Raw genomic sequence first — 16,282 nt, forward strand, 5'->3', positions numbered from 1 at the left:
GTGGCCGACGCCCGACCCCGAGGTCCGGGCGGGGCGCCGCGCAGCTGACCGGCCCACGTTAGCCGTGGCAGCGGCGCCGGTCCCACTTCCGCGCCGGGTGCGCCGGCAAGTTCGACCAACCCGCCAACGGTGGGTGGCGAGGGTTGTGCGATGCCCACATATCTGTCGGGACGATCTCGCCGCCTCTCCGCGATCGGGTGGTAGCAGGTCCACAAAGTGATCTGGCTGGTCGACGGGGGTCGACACACCGAGGGCCGGCGCCGCGCCGGTCACCGGCAGGCCGACCTCGCGGCGGAGCGGTGGAGCCGGGACATCTCGATCGGTCGGCGGACCGAGAGACGGCCACGCCATCGGCGCGCGCGGCCCATCCGTCGGCCCTCCGGCCCCGCCCGGCGTGCAAGAAGTAACACAATCCCCGGCCGGCCGGCGGTTGCACAAGCGGATTTCCGCGAGATCCCGTCGCATCCGACCGAGCTCACCGAGCGATTGTGTTACTTCTTGCACAGCCAGCACCGTGAGCAGCTGGCCGGCGGTGATCCGGCACGATGGGCGGGTGCGCACGCCTCCCGCTCCCCGCGACCCCGGCTCGCCAGGGAGCGGCCGGCCTGTGCCGGGCGCCGACCAGGCGGGTGGCAGCCGGCCGTCGCAGGGCGCAGAGTCCGGGCCGGGCGGCCGGCCGTCAGCGAGCGTCGCGCCGGCTCCGCCAAGCAGCGCCGCCGCCCCGGCCCCGCACCCGATCACCGGCCAGCTCTTCTCCTCCCCGGTCCCGCCCGGCACCGGCTGGCCCGGTGACCCGGCCACCCCGGCCACCCCGGTCGCCACCACGGAGGCGGCGGTCGACGCACTCGCCGCCGACGCGCCGGACATCCCCGAGCTCGACGCCCGGGTCTCGGTCTGCCGGGCCTGCCCCCGGCTGGTCGCCTGGCGCGAGCAGGTGGCGGTCACCGGACGGCGGGCGGCCTTCGCCGACCAGCCCTACTGGGGGCGCCCCGGCCCGGGCTTCGGCGACCCGCACCCCGCGGTGCTCGTCGTCGGGCTCGCCCCGGCGGCCAACGGCACCAACCGCACCGGGCGGATGTTCACCGGAGACCGCAGCGGGGACTGGATCTACGCGGCCCTGCACCGGGCCGGCTACGCCAGCCAGCCGGAGAGCTGGGCCAGCGGCGACGGGCTCGAGCTGACCGGGGCGCGGATCGTGGCCGCGGTCCGGTGCGCCCCGCCGGCGAACAAGCCCAGCCCGGACGAACGCCGCACCTGCGGCCACTGGCTGGACCGGGACCTGGAGCTGGCCGCGCCGAGCCTGCGGTCGATGCTCGCCCTCGGTGCCATCGGCTGGGACGCCGCGCTGGCCGCGGCCCGGCGTCTGGGCTGGGCCGTGCCACGGCCCAAGCCCCGCTTCGGGCACGGCGCGGAGACCGTGCTGACCACCGGTGCGGAGCGCACCGTCCGCCTGGTGGGGAGCTACCACGTCAGCCAGCAGAACACCTTCACCGGCAAGCTCACCGAGGAGATGCTCGACGCGGTGATCGCCCGCCTGTGAGGACGCCGGCCGCCGGTGGCCAGTCCTGCCCCCGGGCAGCCGTCAGCGGCGCGGCGCCCAGAGGTCGGTGATGGCGACGGCGAGCCGGGCGAGCAGCTCGCGCAGCAGCGGCAGGCTCAGGCCGACGACGCCGTGGTAGTCGCCCTCGATGCCGGTGACGAAGGGGCCGCCGAGCCCGTCCACGGTGAACGCGCCGGCGACCGCCAGCGGCTCGCCGGTGGCGACGTAGTCGGCGATCTCGGCGTCGCTGAGGTCGGCGAAGTGGACGACGGTGGAGGAGGTGGCGCCCACTTCTGTCGCGGCGGTGCGGTCCGCCTCCGTGGAGGAGGTGGAGTCCACGTCGCTCGAGGCACCCCCGTCGTCGGCGCCGCCGGGCAGCGGGCCCGCCGCCCCGCCGGGCCGCTCGAGGGCACCCTCACCAGCGCCGTCCCCACCGGCCCGGAGCAGCCAGTGGCCGGTGTGCAGCACCCCGGACCGGCCGCGCATGGCCCGCCACCGGGCGACGGCGTCGGCGGCGTCCCGGGGCTTGCCGACGACGACCGGCCCCGTCCCCGGGTCGATCTCGAGCATCGAGTCGCAGCCCAGGACCAGGTCGGCGGTGGCCGCGAGCGGGGCGTGGGCGGCGACGTCGCGGGCCTTGGCCCGGGCCAGGAGGAGCACCTGCTCCGCCGCGGGCACCGGGCCGCGCCCAGCGGCGGCGGCGTCGGCGGCCGCGGCCGCCAGCACGGCCGGCTCGTCCACGGCCGAGACGGCGACGAGCGGCTCGATCCCGGCCGCGCGGAGCGTGCCGAGCCGGGCGGGGGAGGCGGACGCGAGCAGCAGGGTCGGCACAGCCGCAAGGCTATGCGCGCCCGCCCGGGCCGCCAGTCATCCCGCCGCCCCCGTCAGGCCAGCGCCTCCCGCAGCACATCGAGCCCGACCGACCCGACGTCCAGGGCACGCCGGTGGAAGGCCCGCAGGTCCAGGTCCGTCCCGCGGGCCCGGGCCTGGGCGGCGGCGTCGGTGCGGATCTCCTCCCACAGCCGCTGGCCCACCTTGTAGCTGGGCGCCTGCGCCGGCCAGCCCAGGTACCGGTCGAGCTCGAAGGCGAGGAAGCCCTCGGCCATGTTGGCGTTGGCCCGCAGGAAGTCCCACGCCCTGGCGGCGTCCCAGGTCCCCCCGCCCCACCGCTCCGGGGCCGGCTTGTCCAGGTGCACCCCGATGTCCAGCACGACCCGTGCGGCGCGCATCCGCTGCCCGTCGAGCATGCCCATCCGGTCGCCCGGGTCGGCGAGGTACCCCAGGTCGGCCATCAGCCGCTCGGCGTACAGCGCCCAGCCCTCGCCGTGCCCGCTCACCCAGGACGCCATGCGCCGCCACAGGTTGAGCAGGTTCGACCGGTACGTCGTCTGCCCGACCTGCAGGTGGTGGCCGGGCACGCCCTCGTGGTAGACGGTGGTCCGCTCCCGCCAGGTGGCGAACTCGGTCACCCCCGCCGGCACCGACCACCACATCCGGCCCGGCCGGGAGAAGTCGGCGGACGGCCCGGTGTAGTAGATCCCGCCGGACTGGGTGGGAGCGATGAGGCACTCCAGGCGCCGCACCGGCTCGGGGATGTCGAACTGGTCGGCCAGCCCGGCGACGGCGGCGTCGGAGGTGGCCTGCATCCACTCCCGCAGCGCCTCGGTGCCGTGCAGCATCCGGTCGGTGTCCGCGTCCAGCCGGGCCATCGCCTCGGTCGGGTCCGTGCCCGGCCCGTACAGCTCCGCGGCGACCTCCTCCTGCTCGGCGATGACCCGGTCGAGCTCGGCCAGGCCCCACTCGTAGGTCTCGTCCAGGTCGACGGCGGCGCCCAGGAAGTACCGCGACCACAGCGCGTAGCGGTCCCGGCCGACGGCGTCCACCTGCGGGGCGTGCGGGGCGAGCTCGGCGCCGAGCATGCCGGCCAGGTTCGCGTAGGCCTCTCGGGCCGCCCGGGCGCCGGCCTCGAGGGAGGACGCGAGCGCCGCCGGCGGGGCCGCGCCGTCCGGCCGGGCTCCGGTGACGAAGGTGGTGAAGAAGGACGACCCGGCGTCGGCCAGCTCGGTGGCCTGCCGGATGCACGCCTCGACCTGCCGCAGCGCCGCCACCTGGCCGGCGTCCCGGGCGGCGCGCAGGGACTCCTGGTAGCCGGCCAGTGCGGCGGGGACCGCGGCCAGGCGCCGGGCGATCGTCGCCCAGTCCGCCGTGGTGGCGGTGGGCATCAGGTCGAAGACCTCCCGGACGGCCTGCACCGGGGAGGAGATGACGTTGAGCTCGCGCTGCAGCTCCCCGGCCTCGGCCAGCTCGAGCTGCACGCCCAGGCGCTCGCGCATGGCCGCGTGGGTGACCCGGTCGACGTCGTCGGCCGGGGCGACGGCGCCCAGCTCGGCCAGGGTGGCGCGGTCGAGGTCGGCGCGGGCGGCGTGCCCGGCGGGGGAGAGGTCGGGCATCTGGTCGTCGTGGCCGGGCAGGCCGAGGGCCGTGGCCTCCAGCGGGTCCAGCGCGATGCTGCGGTAGACGTGGGCGTCGGCGACGGCGTCGGTGGGTGTGGGGGTCCGGTCCTGGGTCACCCGCCCGAGGGTAGCCCGGCGGCCACCAGGTCGAGCACGAGGGCGGCGGTCCAGCTGAAGCTCCGGGTGCCGTGCGGCGCCCCGGTCCACGGTTGGCAGTACTCCGGGAAGCCGTGGGCCAGCGCCAGCCGGCGCATCTGCCCGGCCAGGGCGTCGGCGGTGGCCCGCTGCCCGCGCCGGAGCAGGGCCTGGACCAGCAGCCAGGTGGTGTTGAACCAGCCCGGCCCGCGCCAGTACCGGTCGGCGTCCAGGTCCGCGGCGGTGGCGTCGTAGCTGGGCACGAGGCGGGCGCCGCTGCCGAGGAACCGGGGCCCGAGGGCGGCGGCCAGCACCTCCTCCCCGTGCGGCGCCGCGGGCAGGACCAGCGGCACCAGCCCGGCGACCGTGGCCCGCGGCACCAGCTCCCCGGTCCGCACGTCGCGGGCGGTGTACAGGCCCAGGCCGGGGTGGAACAGGCCGGCGAGGGAGGCGGTGAGCTCGGCGGCCCGGCGCCGGTGCGGGCCGGGTTCGGCGCCCAGCGCGTCGGCCATCTCGGCCAGCGCCTCCTCCGACCAGGCCCACAGCGCGTTCACCCCGGGGTCCTCCATCAGGAAGGGGTAGCCGGGGTCGCGGTCGTCGCAGCCGTGGTCGCGGTAGCGCTCGGCGAGCCAGAAGTACCGCCCGTAGTCCTTGTCGGTGGGCCGCTCGGCGGCGTGGGCGTGCGCCAGGTCCGGCCGGGGCACCCGCCCGGCCGGCGTCGCCGGCACCCGGGCCAGGGCCGCGTCCCACAGCGGGGAGTTGTCCATGCCGGTCTCCCAGGGGTGGACGACGGCGGCCAGGCCCCGCCCGCCGCGGTCCCGCCGCCCGCGGAGGTACTCGTGCCAGGCGAGCAGACGCGGGTAGGCCCGCTCGAGGAAGCCGCGCCGGGCCGACAGCGCCGGGTCGGCCTGGTGGACCCGCCAGACCGCGAGCGCGTGCACCGGGGGCTGGACGAACCCGGCGGTGGGCACCGGCGGGGTGCCGGGCACGTCGGCGGAGCGCCAGAAGGCCGCCCCGGGGGAGTACCCGTCGGGCGGTCCGGTGTAGACGATCTGCGGGACCCGCCCGTCCGCCCACTGCGCCGCGAGCAGGTGCTCGAGCTCGGTCTGGGCCCGCAGCGGCCGGTGGTGGCGCAGCCCGAGCGCGATGAACGCCGAGTCCCAGCTCCACTGGTGCGGGTAGAGGCCGGTGGCCGGCACCGTGTGGGTGCCCACCCAGTTGCGGTCCAGCACCGCCACGGCCGCCGCCCGGGTCTGCGCGGCGTCCGGCAGCGGGCCGCCGTCGGGCAGCGGGCCGCCGTGGGGCAGCGGCCCGCCCTCGGGCGACGCGTCGGGGCCCGCGGCTGCGACCACGTCCCGGCCCCGGCCCGCCGCGCCCACGCCCACGCCGTGGCCCGGACGGCGTCCCGCCCCCGCCCCGCGGCCCAGGGGCGCGGCCCCGCCGCTCATCGCATGTCCAGGACGACCTGGAGGGCGTCACCGCCCGCCGTGTCGAGCATCTCGTAGGCCCGGGCCGCCTCGGCGAGGGGGAACCGGTGGGTCACCAGGGCGGAGACGTCCGGGTCGCCGGCGGCGAGCAGCCGGACCACCGTCCGCTGCAGGCGGGCGACGTCCCACCGCGCGCGCAGCGCGGTGGGCACCGAGCCGATCTGGGAGGCCAGGACCTGGACGCGGTTGTGGTGGAACTCCTCGCCGAGGCGCAGCGAGCCCGCGCCCTGGTAGAAGCCGGCGGCCACGACGATCCCGTCCGGACCCACCAGCCGGGTGGCGGACTGCAGGCCCGGGTAGGTCCCGCTCAGCTCGATCGCGGCGTCGGCGCCGGTGGTGGCGGTGCGGTCGCGGACCTGCACCGGCAGGTCGGGGTGCGGGGACAGGACGTGGTGGGCGCCCAGGGCGGCGGCCTCCTCCCGGCGGCGGGGCAGGGCGTCGACGGCGACGACGGTGGCGCCGCTGAGCACGGCGAGCCGGGTGGCGAGCAGCCCGATGACGCCCTGCCCGACGACGACGACAGTGGTCCCGAGCGCGGCGTGCGCGGCCAGCACGGCGTTGAGCGCGATGGCCCCGACCCGCACGAAGCACCCGACCACCGGGTCCAGCCCGGGCGGCAGCTGGTGCCCGGCGAGGGCGGCGGCGTCGAGCACGGCCTCGGTGCGGTGCCCCCAGATGCCCCAGACGACGTCGCCGACGGCGACCGGCTGCGGCGGTCCCGGCACCTGCCCGTCGGCGCCCCCTCCGCCGGTCGCCTGCGCACCGGCCGCGCGCCCGGCGAGCCCGTCCGGCGCGGGCTCCCCGGGCACCCGGCCGGCCCGCGCGGCCGCCTCGGCCACGTCGTCGGCGACCTCGACCACCTCGCCGACCTCGGAGTAGCCCCAGCCGTCCAGGGGGTAGCCGGGCGGGGCGTCCCCGCGCTCGCGGAACAGGCGCAGCCGCGGGTCCCAGGTGGCGTTGAGGTAGGGGTTGGTGCCGCGGTAGGCGGTGAGCTCGGTGCCTGCGGAGATCCCCGAGACGATGGTCCGCACCCGGACGGTGCCGGGCCGCAGCGGCTCCGGCGGCGGCTGCACCACCTCCACCTCGCGCGGGCGTGCGAACCGCAGGACGCCTACCATGACCCTCCTCAGCCGTGGCCCCGGCGCCGGAGTTGCCGAAGCGTTACCCTTATGTATACCACTTAGACGGATCGTGCCTTACGCTTGGGCCAAAGATCCGCTCAGAGAGGAGCTCCACATGTCTCATCGTCGCGGCCGCACCCTCGTGCTGCCCGCCGCGGTCGCGGGGGTCGCCGTCGTCCTGGCCGCCTGCTCCGGCGGCGGCGAGGGGGACGACGGCGGCACAGCCGACGGCGGCGGCGAGGCGGGCGGCACCATCACCGTCTGGACCATGGAGTCCCTGCCGGACCGCTTCCAGGCCACCCAGGAGATCGCCGCGGCGTTCACCGAGGAGACCGGGGTCAAGGTCGACCTGGTCGGGATCGAGGATGCGCAGGCGCCCCAGCTGATCCAGTCCAACGCATTGTCCGGGGACCTGCCCGACGTGATGGCGTCCTTCCCGCTGGCCCTGGTGCACCAGATGGCCTCCCTGGACATGGTCGACACCGAGACCACCCAGGCGGTCCTGGACACCCTCGGCGAGGACACCTTCGACCCGGCGGCGCTGGAGCTGACCCGCCAGGGCGAGGACCAGCTCTCCATCCCCTCCGACGGCTGGAGCCAGATCCTGGTCTACCGCAAGGACCTCTTCGAGGCCGCCGGGCTCGAGCCGCCGACCACCTACGCGGCGCTGGAGGAGGCGGCGCAGGCGCTGACCACCGGCGGGCAGTTCGGGATCACCATCGCCACCGACGCCTCCGACGTGTTCACCCAGCAGTCCTTCGAGGCCCTCGCCCTGGGCAACGGCTGCCAGCTCGTGGACGACACCCCGGAGGTCACCCTCGCCGACGACGCCTGCCAGGAGACCTTCCGGCTCTACGACGCCCTCGGCTCCGACCTCTCCCCGGCCGGCACCCAGACGGTGGACTCCACCCGCGCGGCGTACTTCGCCGGCCAGGCAGCGATGGTCATGTGGTCCACCTACATCCTCGACGAGATGGCCGGGCTGCGGAACGACGCACTGCCCACCTGCCCCGAGTGCGCCGCCGACCCGGCCTGGCTCGCCCAGAACAGCGGCGTCGTCACCACGATCGAGGGCCCGGACGGCGAGGACGCCGGCAGCTACGGGGAGATCGCCAACTGGGTGGCCATCAACGGCGACAACCCCGAGGGCGCCCAGGCGTTCATCGAGTACATGATGTCCACCGGCTACACCGACTGGCTGGCGATGGCCCCGGAGGGGAAGTTCCCGATGCGGACCGGGGACCAGGACAACCCGTCCGCCTTCACCGACGCCTGGGCCGACCTGGACGCCGGGGTGGACACCCGGGCCCCGCTCAGCGACTTCTACGACGAGCAGACCCTGGACATCCTCACCTCCGTGGGGGAGACCATCGACCGCTGGGCGCTGCCCCAGGGCCAGGGCCCGCTGCTCGGCTCCTTCACCGCCGAGCTGCCGCTGGCCGGCGCGATCAGCGACATGACGGCCGGCAGCCTGAGCCCGGACCAGGCCGCCGAGCAGGCCGCCGACGCCGCCACCGAGATGCTGCAGAGGCAGCAGTGACCGCCACCTCGGCGCCCGCGGGCACCACCCGCCGCGGGCGCCCCGAGCCGCGCCGCTCCTCCGCCAGCCGGGCCCAGGAGGCGCGGGAGGGGTGGATCCTCGTCGGGCCGACGACGATCATCGTCGTCGCGCTCATCATCGTGCCGGTGGTCTGGAACGTCGTGCTGGCCTTCCAGGACAAGTCCTTCACCTCCATCGCCCGGGAAGGACCGTTCGGCGGGGAGCTGAGCCTGCAGAACATCGCCGACGTCCTCACCGGCGCCGGGTTCTGGTCCTCCCTGCGCACCACGGTGATCTACTCGGTGGTCTCCACCGTGGGGTCCATCGTCGTCGGGCTGGTCGCCGCCCTCGCGTTCCGCAACCCGTTCCGCGGGCGCGGCCCGATGCGGGCGCTGATGCTGCTGCCCTACGTCGCCCCGGTGGTGGCCGTGGCATTCGTCTGGCAGGTGATGCTCAACCCGCAGTACGGGATCCTCAACCACTACGGGGTCCGGCTCCTCGGCCTGGACCAGCCGGTGGACTTCCTCGGCCGGGCGCCCTACGCGCTGGCCACGGTGATCGCCTTCGAGATCTGGCGGTACTTCCCGTTCGCGTTCCTGTTCCTCGCCGCCCGGCTGGTCGCGCTGCCACGGGACATCGAGGAGGCCGCGCTGGTCGACGGCGTCACCCCCACCCAGAACTTCCGGCACATCGTGCTGCCCCAGCTGATGTCCACCATCGCGCTGCTGACCGTGCTCAGGCTGATCATGACGTTCAACAAGTTCGACGACATCTACCTCCTCACCGGCGGTGCCGCGGGCACCGAGGTGGCGGCGGTGCGCGTGTACAACCAGCTCATGGGCAGCTTCGACATCTCCGGCGCCGCGGCGACGGCGGTGGTGCTGGCCGTGGTGCTGGCCGTCTTCCTGGGCTTCTACCTCAGGATGACCAACCGGGCGGAGGCGCGGTCATGAGCCGGGCGGACCAGACCGAGACCGTGCGGCGCGAGGCGCCGGCGGACGTCCTGCGCGAGCCCCCGAGCCGGGACCGCGGGGCCGGGACCAGGGGCATGCGCCGCCTCGTCGTCGAGCAGCGGGTGCTGCGGGTGCTCCGGTGGGTGACCATCGCGGTGCTCGTGGTGATCACCCTGTTCCCCTTCTACTACATGCTCATGATGAGCTTCGTGCCCATCCAGGAGCTCCTGCTCGACCCGGGCATGCTGCTGCCGCCGCTGGAGAGCCTGACCCTGGGCACCTACCAGAACGTGCTGCGGCCGCTGAGCCAGGGCGGTCAGGGCTTCGCCCGGTTCATGGCCAACTCCTTCCTGGTCTCCGCCGCCGCCACGATCCTGACCCTGATCCTGGTGATCCCCGGCGCCTACGCCGTCTCCCGGCTGCGCTTCCCCGGCCGGGCCCAGCTCGGCGCGGTCTTCCTCGCCGTCTACCTCTTCCCGGCGATCATCATCGCCATCCCGCTGTTCGTCGGGTTCTCCGCGCTGGGGATCCGGGAGTCGCTGGTCGGGCTGGTCCTGGTCTACATCGCCCTGACCATCCCGGTGTCCATCTACCTGCTGCGGTCCTACTTCGACACCATCCCGGCCTCGATCGACGAGGCCGCCCGGATCGACGGCGCGTCGCGGATGCAGATCATGCGGCACATCACCATCCCGCTCGCGCGGCCGACGATCATCTCCACCGCGCTGTGGATCTTCATGATCGCCTGGAACGAGTTCCTCTTCGCCCTGCTCTTCCTCGTCACCCAGCGCGACCTGTGGACCGTCTCCCTCGGCCTGTCCCAGCTGGCCGACGGCATCGAGGTCTCCAAGACCGTCCTGATGGCCGGCTCCGTCCTGCTGACCGTCCCGGTGGTCGTCCTCTACGCGCTCGCCGAGCGCGGCCTGACCGAGGGGCTGACCAGCGGGGCCGACAAGGGATGACCGCCGTGGCCCCGCGGCCGCCCGCCGGGCCCGGTGAGCTGCTGGACCTCATCCGGCGCCAGGGCGGCCGCACCCGCGCCGAGATCCAGGCCGCCACCGGCCTGTCCCGGATGACCGTCGGCCAGCGGCTGGCGCCGCTGCTGGCCGAGGGCCTGGTCCGGGAGACCGACCCCCAGGACAGCACCGGCGGCCGCCGGCCCCGGGGGCTGGAGTTCAACCCCGGCAACGGCGTCGTCGTCGTCGGTGCGCTGGAGACCACCGGCAGCCGGACCGCGGTGACCGACCTGGCCGGCCGGGTGCTCGCCCGGGCCGAGCCGGCGGTGAGCGTGCAGGCCGGGCCGCGGGACACCCTGGACGCGATCGTCGCCTCCGCCCGCCAGCTCCTCGCCGCCGACGCCGTCGCCGGGCTGCCGCTGCACGGGGCGGGGCTGTCCCTGCCCGGGCCGGTCGACCCGGCCACCGGCCGGCCCAGCGAGCCGCCGATCATGCCCGGCTGGGACGCCTACCCGGTGGCCGACCACCTGGCCGACGCCCTCGGCGTGCCGGCCGTCGCGGAGAACGACGCGAACGCGATGGCGGTGGGAGAGTTCTCCGCCCACCATCCGGAGAGCGCCGCCCTGGCCCTGCTGAAGGTCTCCACCGGCATCGGCGCCGGCCTGGTCCTGGACGGCCGGCTCTTCCGCGGCGTCGACGGCGGCGCGGGGGACATCGGGCACGTCCGGCTGGCGGACCACCCCGACGCGCTGTGCCGGTGCGGGGCCCGCGGCTGCCTGGCAGCGGTGGCCAGCGGGTGGGCGGTGGCCCGCGAGCTCACCGCCCGCGGGCTGCCGGCCACCTCCGGGCGGGACGTGCGCGCCCTGCTCGCCGACGGCAACCCCGACGCCGAGCGCCTGACCCGCGCGGCCGGCCGGCTCATCGGGGAGGTCGCCGCCACCGTGGTGAGCGTGGTCAACCCCGACCTCCTCGTCCTGGGCGGCGACCTGGCCTCCACCGCGCTGCTCGGCGGGGTGCGGGAGACCCTCTACGCCCGCTCGCTGCCCCGGGCCACCCGCCACCTCCACGTCGTCCTGTCCGGGCTCGGCCAGGACGCGGCCCTGATCGGGATGACCCGCACCGTGGTGGACCTGGTCTTCGACCCCGCCGCCGTCAACGAACGGCTGGCGCAGAGCCGGACCGGCGCGTGAGGTGGCCGACGCCGAGCGACCGCCCGGTCGGCGGCCCGGCGCGCCGGGAAACGAGCGCCCGGCAGCGTACTCCCGGGAAGCACACCACCTGCGCAGCGACCAGAACCAGCCCAGAGAGCAGGAGCAGCGGATGACCTTCGGCCCCGTGGACGCCGTCGACGTCGACCCGGACCGGGCGCGCGTGTACGAGGAGGGGTGGCAGAGCTGGAGCCCGACCGGCTGGTACCCCGCCGCCCAGACCTCGCCCCGGCCGCGGGAGCGGTGGCAGCACCTCATGCGGTTCCGCCCGGGCAGCGAGCTGCCGCCCCACGGGTTCCAGGGCTCCGGGCTGCTGGTGGTCGACCCCGGCACCGGCGTCCCGGCGCGGATCTACGGCGCCGAGACGGCGACCACCGAGGTGCCCACGATCCGCGCCGAGCTGCGGGGGAGCCGCCTGGTGGTGAGCAGCGACGGCCCGGTCCTCACCGATGAGGCCGCCGACGGCGCCGCCGGGCTGGCCGGGTTCGGCGACCGGTTCGCCGCGGCCGCCGGGGTCGGGGCCCTGCGGCCCGCACCCACCGTGTGGTGCTCCTGGTACCGCTACTTCCTCGACGTCACCGAGGCGGACATCATGGAGAACGTCCGCGCCGTCGTCGAGCAGGAGCTGCCGGTCGACGTGATCCAGGTCGACGACGGCTGGCAGGCCGGGATCGGGGACTGGACCACCCTGTCCGGGCGGTTCGCCTCCCTCGACGGGCTGGCGGCCCGGATCCGTGACGCCGGCCTGCGTGCCGGGATCTGGCTCGCGCCCTTCACCGTCGGGTCCGCCAGCCGCCTCGCCCGGGACCATCCGGACTGGCTGGTCGGCGACGGCGGGACCAACTGGGGGCAGCAGCTGGCCGGGCTGGACCTGACCCACCCGGGCGCCCGCGCCTACCTGACGGAGGTGTTCACCACCCTCCGGGAGGCCGGCTTCAGCTACTACAAGCTCGACTTCCTCTACGCCGGCGCCGTGCCCGGCGACCGCCACGCCCCGGTCAGCCCGGTGGAGGCTTACCGCTCCGGCCTGGAGCTCGTCCGGGGCGCCGTCGGCCCGGACGCCTACCTCGTCGGCTGCGGCGCACCGATCCTGCCCAGCGTGGGTCTGGTCGACGCCATGCGCGTCTCGCCGGACACCTTCCACCCCGAGGGCCAGGACGGCTCGCGCGGCCTGCGCGGCGCGCCGGGCGCACGGGCCCGCGCCTGGCAGCACGGCCGGCTGTGGGTCAACGACCCCGACTGCCTGGTGGCCCGTCCGTCCTTCGCGCCGCGGGCGGAGTGGGCGGCGGTGGTCGAGCGCTACGGCGGCCTGCGCTCGTGCTCGGACCGGATCGCCGAGCTCGACGACTGGGGGCTGTCCGCCACCCGGCGGCTGCTCGCCTCCGCCCCGCCGCCGCGTCCGTTCTGACTGTCCGGGTCCTGACTGCCCGGTTCCGACGGGCGGACGGCCGGATCCTGATTTACCCCGGCCCGTCCCACGTCGCCCCGATGCGCACGCCGGCCGTTCTGGTAGCCCGGGGGGCGGTTGACCGTTGTCGAGAGGCCCTGGCAGGCTCCCGCGCACGATGACAGAACCGGTCGGCTGGCGACGCGTGATCGGGCACGACGGCGTGTTCCGGGCCGTCCTGGACCTGTGGCCGCCGGAGCGTGCCGGCAAGACGCGGCCGCTGCAGGCCGGCTACCACGCCGGATGGTGCCTGGACCGGGACGCAGGCACGCCGGAGATCGAGAGCGGCCCGATCGACCTCGTCGGCACCCGCAGCGTCCTGCCGGGTCAGCGCGCGGAGATCCTCATCCACCCGATGGCGCCGGAGGCCTGGGCGAGCGTCTCTGCCGGCACGACGGTCGTGCTGATGGCCAGGGCACGGCAGCGTCGCGCGCTCGGTGAGGCAGTCATCACCGAGCGGGTCGGCGTACCCGCGCACGCCCCGCTGCGGCTAGAACCGCTGGATCTCTCCCGACAGCGGCCCGGGTCGGCGGCGCTCCTGGTGTCCGACACAGGTGCGCCACCCGCCGAACCACCAACCGTCTCCGCCGGCGGGCAGCAGCTCCCACTGCTCGGGTCGGTCTGGAGCACCGCGCAGGGCGAGCAGGTGGTCGATGCGCCGGCCACCGCCGCGGCCGAGCAGCGCTTGGCCGAGCGGCTCCCGGTGCTGCGCCTGCCCCGAGACAAGCCCATAGCCATGAGGATCAGCGGCGCTACCGTCCCCACCGCGACGATCATCGCCTACCACTCCGACGTCGACGAGCAGGGCATCCCGGTCGGCACCCCCACGGAGACCAAGTGGGGCGTCTCGGAGTTTCTGGAGAGCTCCCGAAGCGGCAAGGGTGGTTGGACCGTGTCGCTGCCCGCGCCAGGGAGGGCCGTCGTCGTGGTGGTGATGCTCTTCTACCCGGCGCCGGTCGCGCGGGGTGAGCCGCTGACTTCCAGCACCGCGTCGTGGGGATTCCGGATCGCCGCCCCGGAGGGCAGGAAGCGAGTTCGTCATTGAACTGACACATGCTGCTCGGGGGTGCCCCGGCAGCAAGGGTCGGCACGGTGGTCGCTGCGCCGAGCTATTCGGTCGGTCCGATCGTCGACGGCGGCACCTCGACGACGAAGAACAAGAAGGTTGGCCGGGTCGAGAGGTCATCGAAGCCGTCGGGGAACAGGTTGCGTGCGGCCGGGTCGGGCTGTGGCTCGCTGATGACCGAGAGGCGGAAACCGGCGGCGGTGAATTCAGCGAGCATCGCGTGCAATGACCTGCGCCAGAACTTCATCGGGACGGTCTGCCCATCGAGCTCCCAGTCGAAGCTGTAGCCGGTGGTCGCGAAGTAGTCTGGCCGAGGGCCCTGGATCGTGTAGGCCACGAAGGGGTGGTCCACCGACGCGATCAGTCGACCGCCAGGCCGGAGCACCCGCCGCAGCTCGGCCAGGGGTGGCCCCCAGTCCTCCAGGTAGTGCAGGACGAGCGACGCGGTCACGTCATCGAACGCACCGTCGTCGAACGGCAGCGGGTCGCGCAGGTCGACGACGTGCAGGTCCACGTCCTCGCCGAGCCGCCGCCTGGCCAGGGCCAGCATCCCGGTGCTCCTGTCGATCCCGGTGACGACGGCGCCGCGGTCGCGTAGCGCCGCCATCAGCGGCCCAGAGCCGCAGCCGGCGTCCAGGATGCGGTGGCCGGTGACGTCGCCGGCCAGGGCCAGCACCGGAGGCCGTTCGTAGTGCGCATTCACGAGGCTGTTCTCGCTCTCCGCCGAATACGCTTCGGCTAACTTGTCGTAGTCGTTCACCTCGCTACGGTCTGCCGAGTCCCGAGACTCTTCTCTGGCTGACATACGGCCACGCTACCGAATGAACTGAGCAGGGCACGAGAATCTGGCCGCAGGGCCCAGCGCTAGGCATGAACCGGCCGCCTCAAACCCGAGCGCGCGGTCGCCGCCGTTGCGGCGACCGGAGCCCGCAGCGCGTCCCTGACCCGCTACTATGCAGTGGCAGGGACCCGTAGGGGAGCAGAGGTGCCCCCATCTGCGCGGGTTCAGCCCACTTCGCCTCGCCGGTCAGTCACGGTGACAACCTCGCCGTTGCGCGGCAGTGATCCGCAGAACGTGACGGGTACGGCCCTGGCGTGGTCGACGCTGCTGTCGTCGATTGCCTGGACGTGGAGGTGGGGTTCGGTGCTGTTGCCGGAGTTTCCGCAGCGGCCGAGCGCGTCGCCGGCCTGCACGTATTGCCCGGCCCGGACCTCGACGCTGGCGTGCTGGAGGTGGCAGAGGGCGACCACGACACCGGCGTGCTCGATGAGCACATGATTACCGGCGAGAGCGACCCACCCGGCGGCGGCTCGCCGGTGCTGGGTCACGGCATAGCTGATCGAGGGCAACCCGCGATACGCCGGATGGTCGGCCTCGGCGTCGTGCACAGCAACGACGATTCCCGCGACGGGTGTCAGGATCGGGCGGCCGAAGCCGGTGAACTTCTCGGGTGGTTCCGGGGGTACGAGCGAGCCGAATGTGATCGGCGCCGCGCGGCCGGTGTCGCCGACGGGCACGAAGTCGATCGCGTAGGACGTGGCGAACAGGGTCGTGCCGTGGCTGGGCACCCGGTCGGCAGGGCTGTTCTGGACGAGCCAGCGGCCACCGAACGGGTACGCCAGGTCGACGGGAGTCGCCATTCGGTTCCTCCAACCCAATGCAAGCCCGTGAACGGGAACGAGTGCGTGTTCCCGCGCTCTCATTCTTCCATCACCCTCGATCGGCCCTCGACGATAACGGACGACGAATGCCTGTGGCCTACCTTGCCGTCGGGGCTACCCGGCAGCGCGACGCCGTCGGGCGGCCGCCACGCGCTGCATCTTGACGTAGTTGCCGCACCCGGCCATCGAGCACCAGCGGCGCGCCTGGTTCCGGGACCCGTCGTAGAAGGCCCAGCGGCAGGTGTCTCGCGCGCACACCTTGAGGCGGGGCCAGCTGCCGTCCTCGGCGGCCGCCAGCACGGCGTCGGCGACCGCCGCCACGGCCAGGTCGAGCACCCGGGGCCGTGTCGGACGGAGCCGGGCGGAGCCGTCCGCCAGGGAGAGCCGGAGCGGGACGGCGGCCAGCCGGCGGTCGAGATCGGCGAGCGCCTGGGGGTCGGCGTCGTGCCCGGCGTGCACGAGCAGCGCCTGGCGCAGCCCCTCCCGCACCGCGAGCGCGTCCGCGAGGTCCCGATCGTCGACGGGCGCGTCGGGGTCGGCCAGGCCGCGTGCCGCGAACCAGTCGCGCAGCGCCTCGGGCGTCGTCAGCTCCTCGCCACCGGTCTGCGGCTCGCGGGTGTTCACGAAGTCGCGCACGAGCAGCGCGCCGGGCGGCACCGCGGGCTCGGTCATCGCCGATCACCTTCCCTCGCCACGGAGAGGTCGCCGTCGTCC

Annotated in this window: 14 protein-coding genes; 7 read left to right on the forward strand and 7 right to left on the reverse strand. The window is 74.8% G+C overall.

Translation table 11 applies throughout. The annotated features are described in order from the left end of the window. The first annotated feature begins 736 nt into the window (after positions 1-736). Positions 737-1,540, forward strand: a complete 804-nt coding sequence (locus MF406_RS05390) for a uracil-DNA glycosylase (RefSeq protein WP_305852998.1) — start codon at positions 737-739, stop codon at positions 1,538-1,540. 42 nt (positions 1,541-1,582) lie between these two features. On the opposite strand, the gene MF406_RS05395 is transcribed toward MF406_RS05390, so the two are convergent. Genes MF406_RS05395 through MF406_RS05410 form a run of 4 tightly spaced genes read right to left on the reverse strand, consistent with a single transcriptional unit; the run spans position 1,583 to position 6,733 of the window. Then, positions 1,583-2,371, reverse strand: coding sequence for a nucleoside triphosphate pyrophosphatase (locus MF406_RS05395; RefSeq protein WP_242896946.1), 789 nt, complete (start codon positions 2,369-2,371; stop codon positions 1,583-1,585). Positions 2,372-2,424: 53 nt separating this feature from the next. Further along, entirely contained in the window at positions 2,425-4,110 is a 1,686-nt protein-coding gene (locus tag MF406_RS05400) for a DUF885 domain-containing protein (RefSeq protein ID WP_242896947.1), read from the reverse strand. Further along, positions 4,107-5,576: a hypothetical protein gene (locus MF406_RS05405; protein ID WP_242896948.1), complete on the reverse strand. Its 1,470-nt coding sequence runs from the start codon at positions 5,574-5,576 to the stop codon at positions 4,107-4,109. Before MF406_RS05405 ends, MF406_RS05400 begins: the two co-directional genes overlap by 4 nt. Beyond that, complete coding sequence (locus tag MF406_RS05410) at positions 5,573-6,733, reverse strand: zinc-binding alcohol dehydrogenase (RefSeq protein WP_242896949.1); 1,161 nt, start codon at positions 6,731-6,733, stop codon at positions 5,573-5,575. The genes MF406_RS05405 and MF406_RS05410 overlap by 4 nt, the downstream gene beginning before the upstream one ends. A gap of 118 nt (positions 6,734-6,851) precedes the next feature. Between MF406_RS05410 and MF406_RS05415 the strand changes: the two genes are divergently transcribed. The 6 genes from MF406_RS05415 to MF406_RS05440 all read left to right on the forward strand — a co-directional run bounded on the left by MF406_RS05415 (position 6,852) and on the right by MF406_RS05440 (position 13,885). Beyond that, a complete protein-coding gene (locus MF406_RS05415; RefSeq protein WP_242896950.1) occupies positions 6,852-8,276 on the forward strand; it encodes an extracellular solute-binding protein in 1,425 nt (474 codons plus the stop codon). Beyond that, the gene (locus MF406_RS05420; protein WP_242896951.1) at positions 8,273-9,229 is read left to right on the forward strand and encodes a carbohydrate ABC transporter permease; all 957 of its coding nucleotides are present in this window, start codon (positions 8,273-8,275) and stop codon (positions 9,227-9,229) included. Before MF406_RS05415 ends, MF406_RS05420 begins: the two co-directional genes overlap by 4 nt. Then, on the forward strand, positions 9,226-10,191 hold the full coding sequence (locus tag MF406_RS05425) for a carbohydrate ABC transporter permease (RefSeq protein ID WP_242896952.1): 966 nt from the start codon (positions 9,226-9,228) through the stop codon (positions 10,189-10,191). The genes MF406_RS05420 and MF406_RS05425 overlap by 4 nt, the downstream gene beginning before the upstream one ends. Then, on the forward strand, positions 10,188-11,375 hold the full coding sequence (locus MF406_RS05430; protein WP_242896953.1) for an ROK family protein: 1,188 nt from the start codon (positions 10,188-10,190) through the stop codon (positions 11,373-11,375). Before MF406_RS05425 ends, MF406_RS05430 begins: the two co-directional genes overlap by 4 nt. A 130-nt stretch (positions 11,376-11,505) precedes the next feature. Continuing rightward, on the forward strand, positions 11,506-12,801 hold the full coding sequence (locus MF406_RS05435; protein WP_242896954.1) for a glycoside hydrolase family 36 protein: 1,296 nt from the start codon (positions 11,506-11,508) through the stop codon (positions 12,799-12,801). Between the two features lie 157 nt (positions 12,802-12,958). Continuing rightward, positions 12,959-13,885, forward strand: a complete 927-nt coding sequence (locus MF406_RS05440) for a hypothetical protein (RefSeq protein ID WP_242896955.1) — start codon at positions 12,959-12,961, stop codon at positions 13,883-13,885. A 64-nt stretch (positions 13,886-13,949) separates the two neighbouring features. Here MF406_RS05440 and MF406_RS05445 read toward each other — a convergent pair whose 3' ends face one another. From MF406_RS05445 to MF406_RS05455, 3 genes are all read right to left on the reverse strand, one after another. Next, positions 13,950-14,666 (reverse strand): class I SAM-dependent methyltransferase, encoded by a 717-nt coding sequence (locus MF406_RS05445; RefSeq protein WP_242896956.1) that lies wholly within the window; start codon positions 14,664-14,666, stop codon positions 13,950-13,952. A 245-nt stretch (positions 14,667-14,911) separates the two neighbouring features. Next, a complete protein-coding gene (locus MF406_RS05450) occupies positions 14,912-15,547 on the reverse strand; it encodes a M23 family metallopeptidase (protein ID WP_242896957.1) in 636 nt (211 codons plus the stop codon). Positions 15,548-15,682: 135 nt separating this feature from the next. Next, positions 15,683-16,240: an ABATE domain-containing protein gene (locus MF406_RS05455; protein ID WP_242896958.1), complete on the reverse strand. Its 558-nt coding sequence runs from the start codon at positions 16,238-16,240 to the stop codon at positions 15,683-15,685. Between the last annotated feature and the right edge of the window lie 42 nt (positions 16,241-16,282).

It is taken from the genome of Georgenia sp. TF02-10 (assembly GCF_022759505.1).
Taxonomy (GTDB): domain Bacteria; phylum Actinomycetota; class Actinomycetes; order Actinomycetales; family Actinomycetaceae; genus TF02-10.

Coding starts and splice junctions, on each gene's coding strand:
- MF406_RS05405 (WP_242896948.1), bottom strand. CDS start 5,576: ATGAGCGGCGGGGCCGCGCCCCTGGGCCGCGGGGCGGGGGCGGGACGC.
- MF406_RS05410 (WP_242896949.1), bottom strand. CDS start 6,733: ATGGTAGGCGTCCTGCGGTTCGCACGCCCGCGCGAGGTGGAGGTGGTG.
- MF406_RS05415 (WP_242896950.1), top strand. CDS start 6,852: ATGTCTCATCGTCGCGGCCGCACCCTCGTGCTGCCCGCCGCGGTCGCG.
- MF406_RS05425 (WP_242896952.1), top strand. CDS start 9,226: ATGAGCCGGGCGGACCAGACCGAGACCGTGCGGCGCGAGGCGCCGGCG.
- MF406_RS05430 (WP_242896953.1), top strand. CDS start 10,188: ATGACCGCCGTGGCCCCGCGGCCGCCCGCCGGGCCCGGTGAGCTGCTG.
- MF406_RS05435 (WP_242896954.1), top strand. CDS start 11,506: ATGACCTTCGGCCCCGTGGACGCCGTCGACGTCGACCCGGACCGGGCG.
- MF406_RS05440 (WP_242896955.1), top strand. CDS start 12,959: ATGACAGAACCGGTCGGCTGGCGACGCGTGATCGGGCACGACGGCGTG.
- MF406_RS05450 (WP_242896957.1), bottom strand. CDS start 15,547: ATGGCGACTCCCGTCGACCTGGCGTACCCGTTCGGTGGCCGCTGGCTC.
- MF406_RS05455 (WP_242896958.1), bottom strand. CDS start 16,240: ATGACCGAGCCCGCGGTGCCGCCCGGCGCGCTGCTCGTGCGCGACTTC.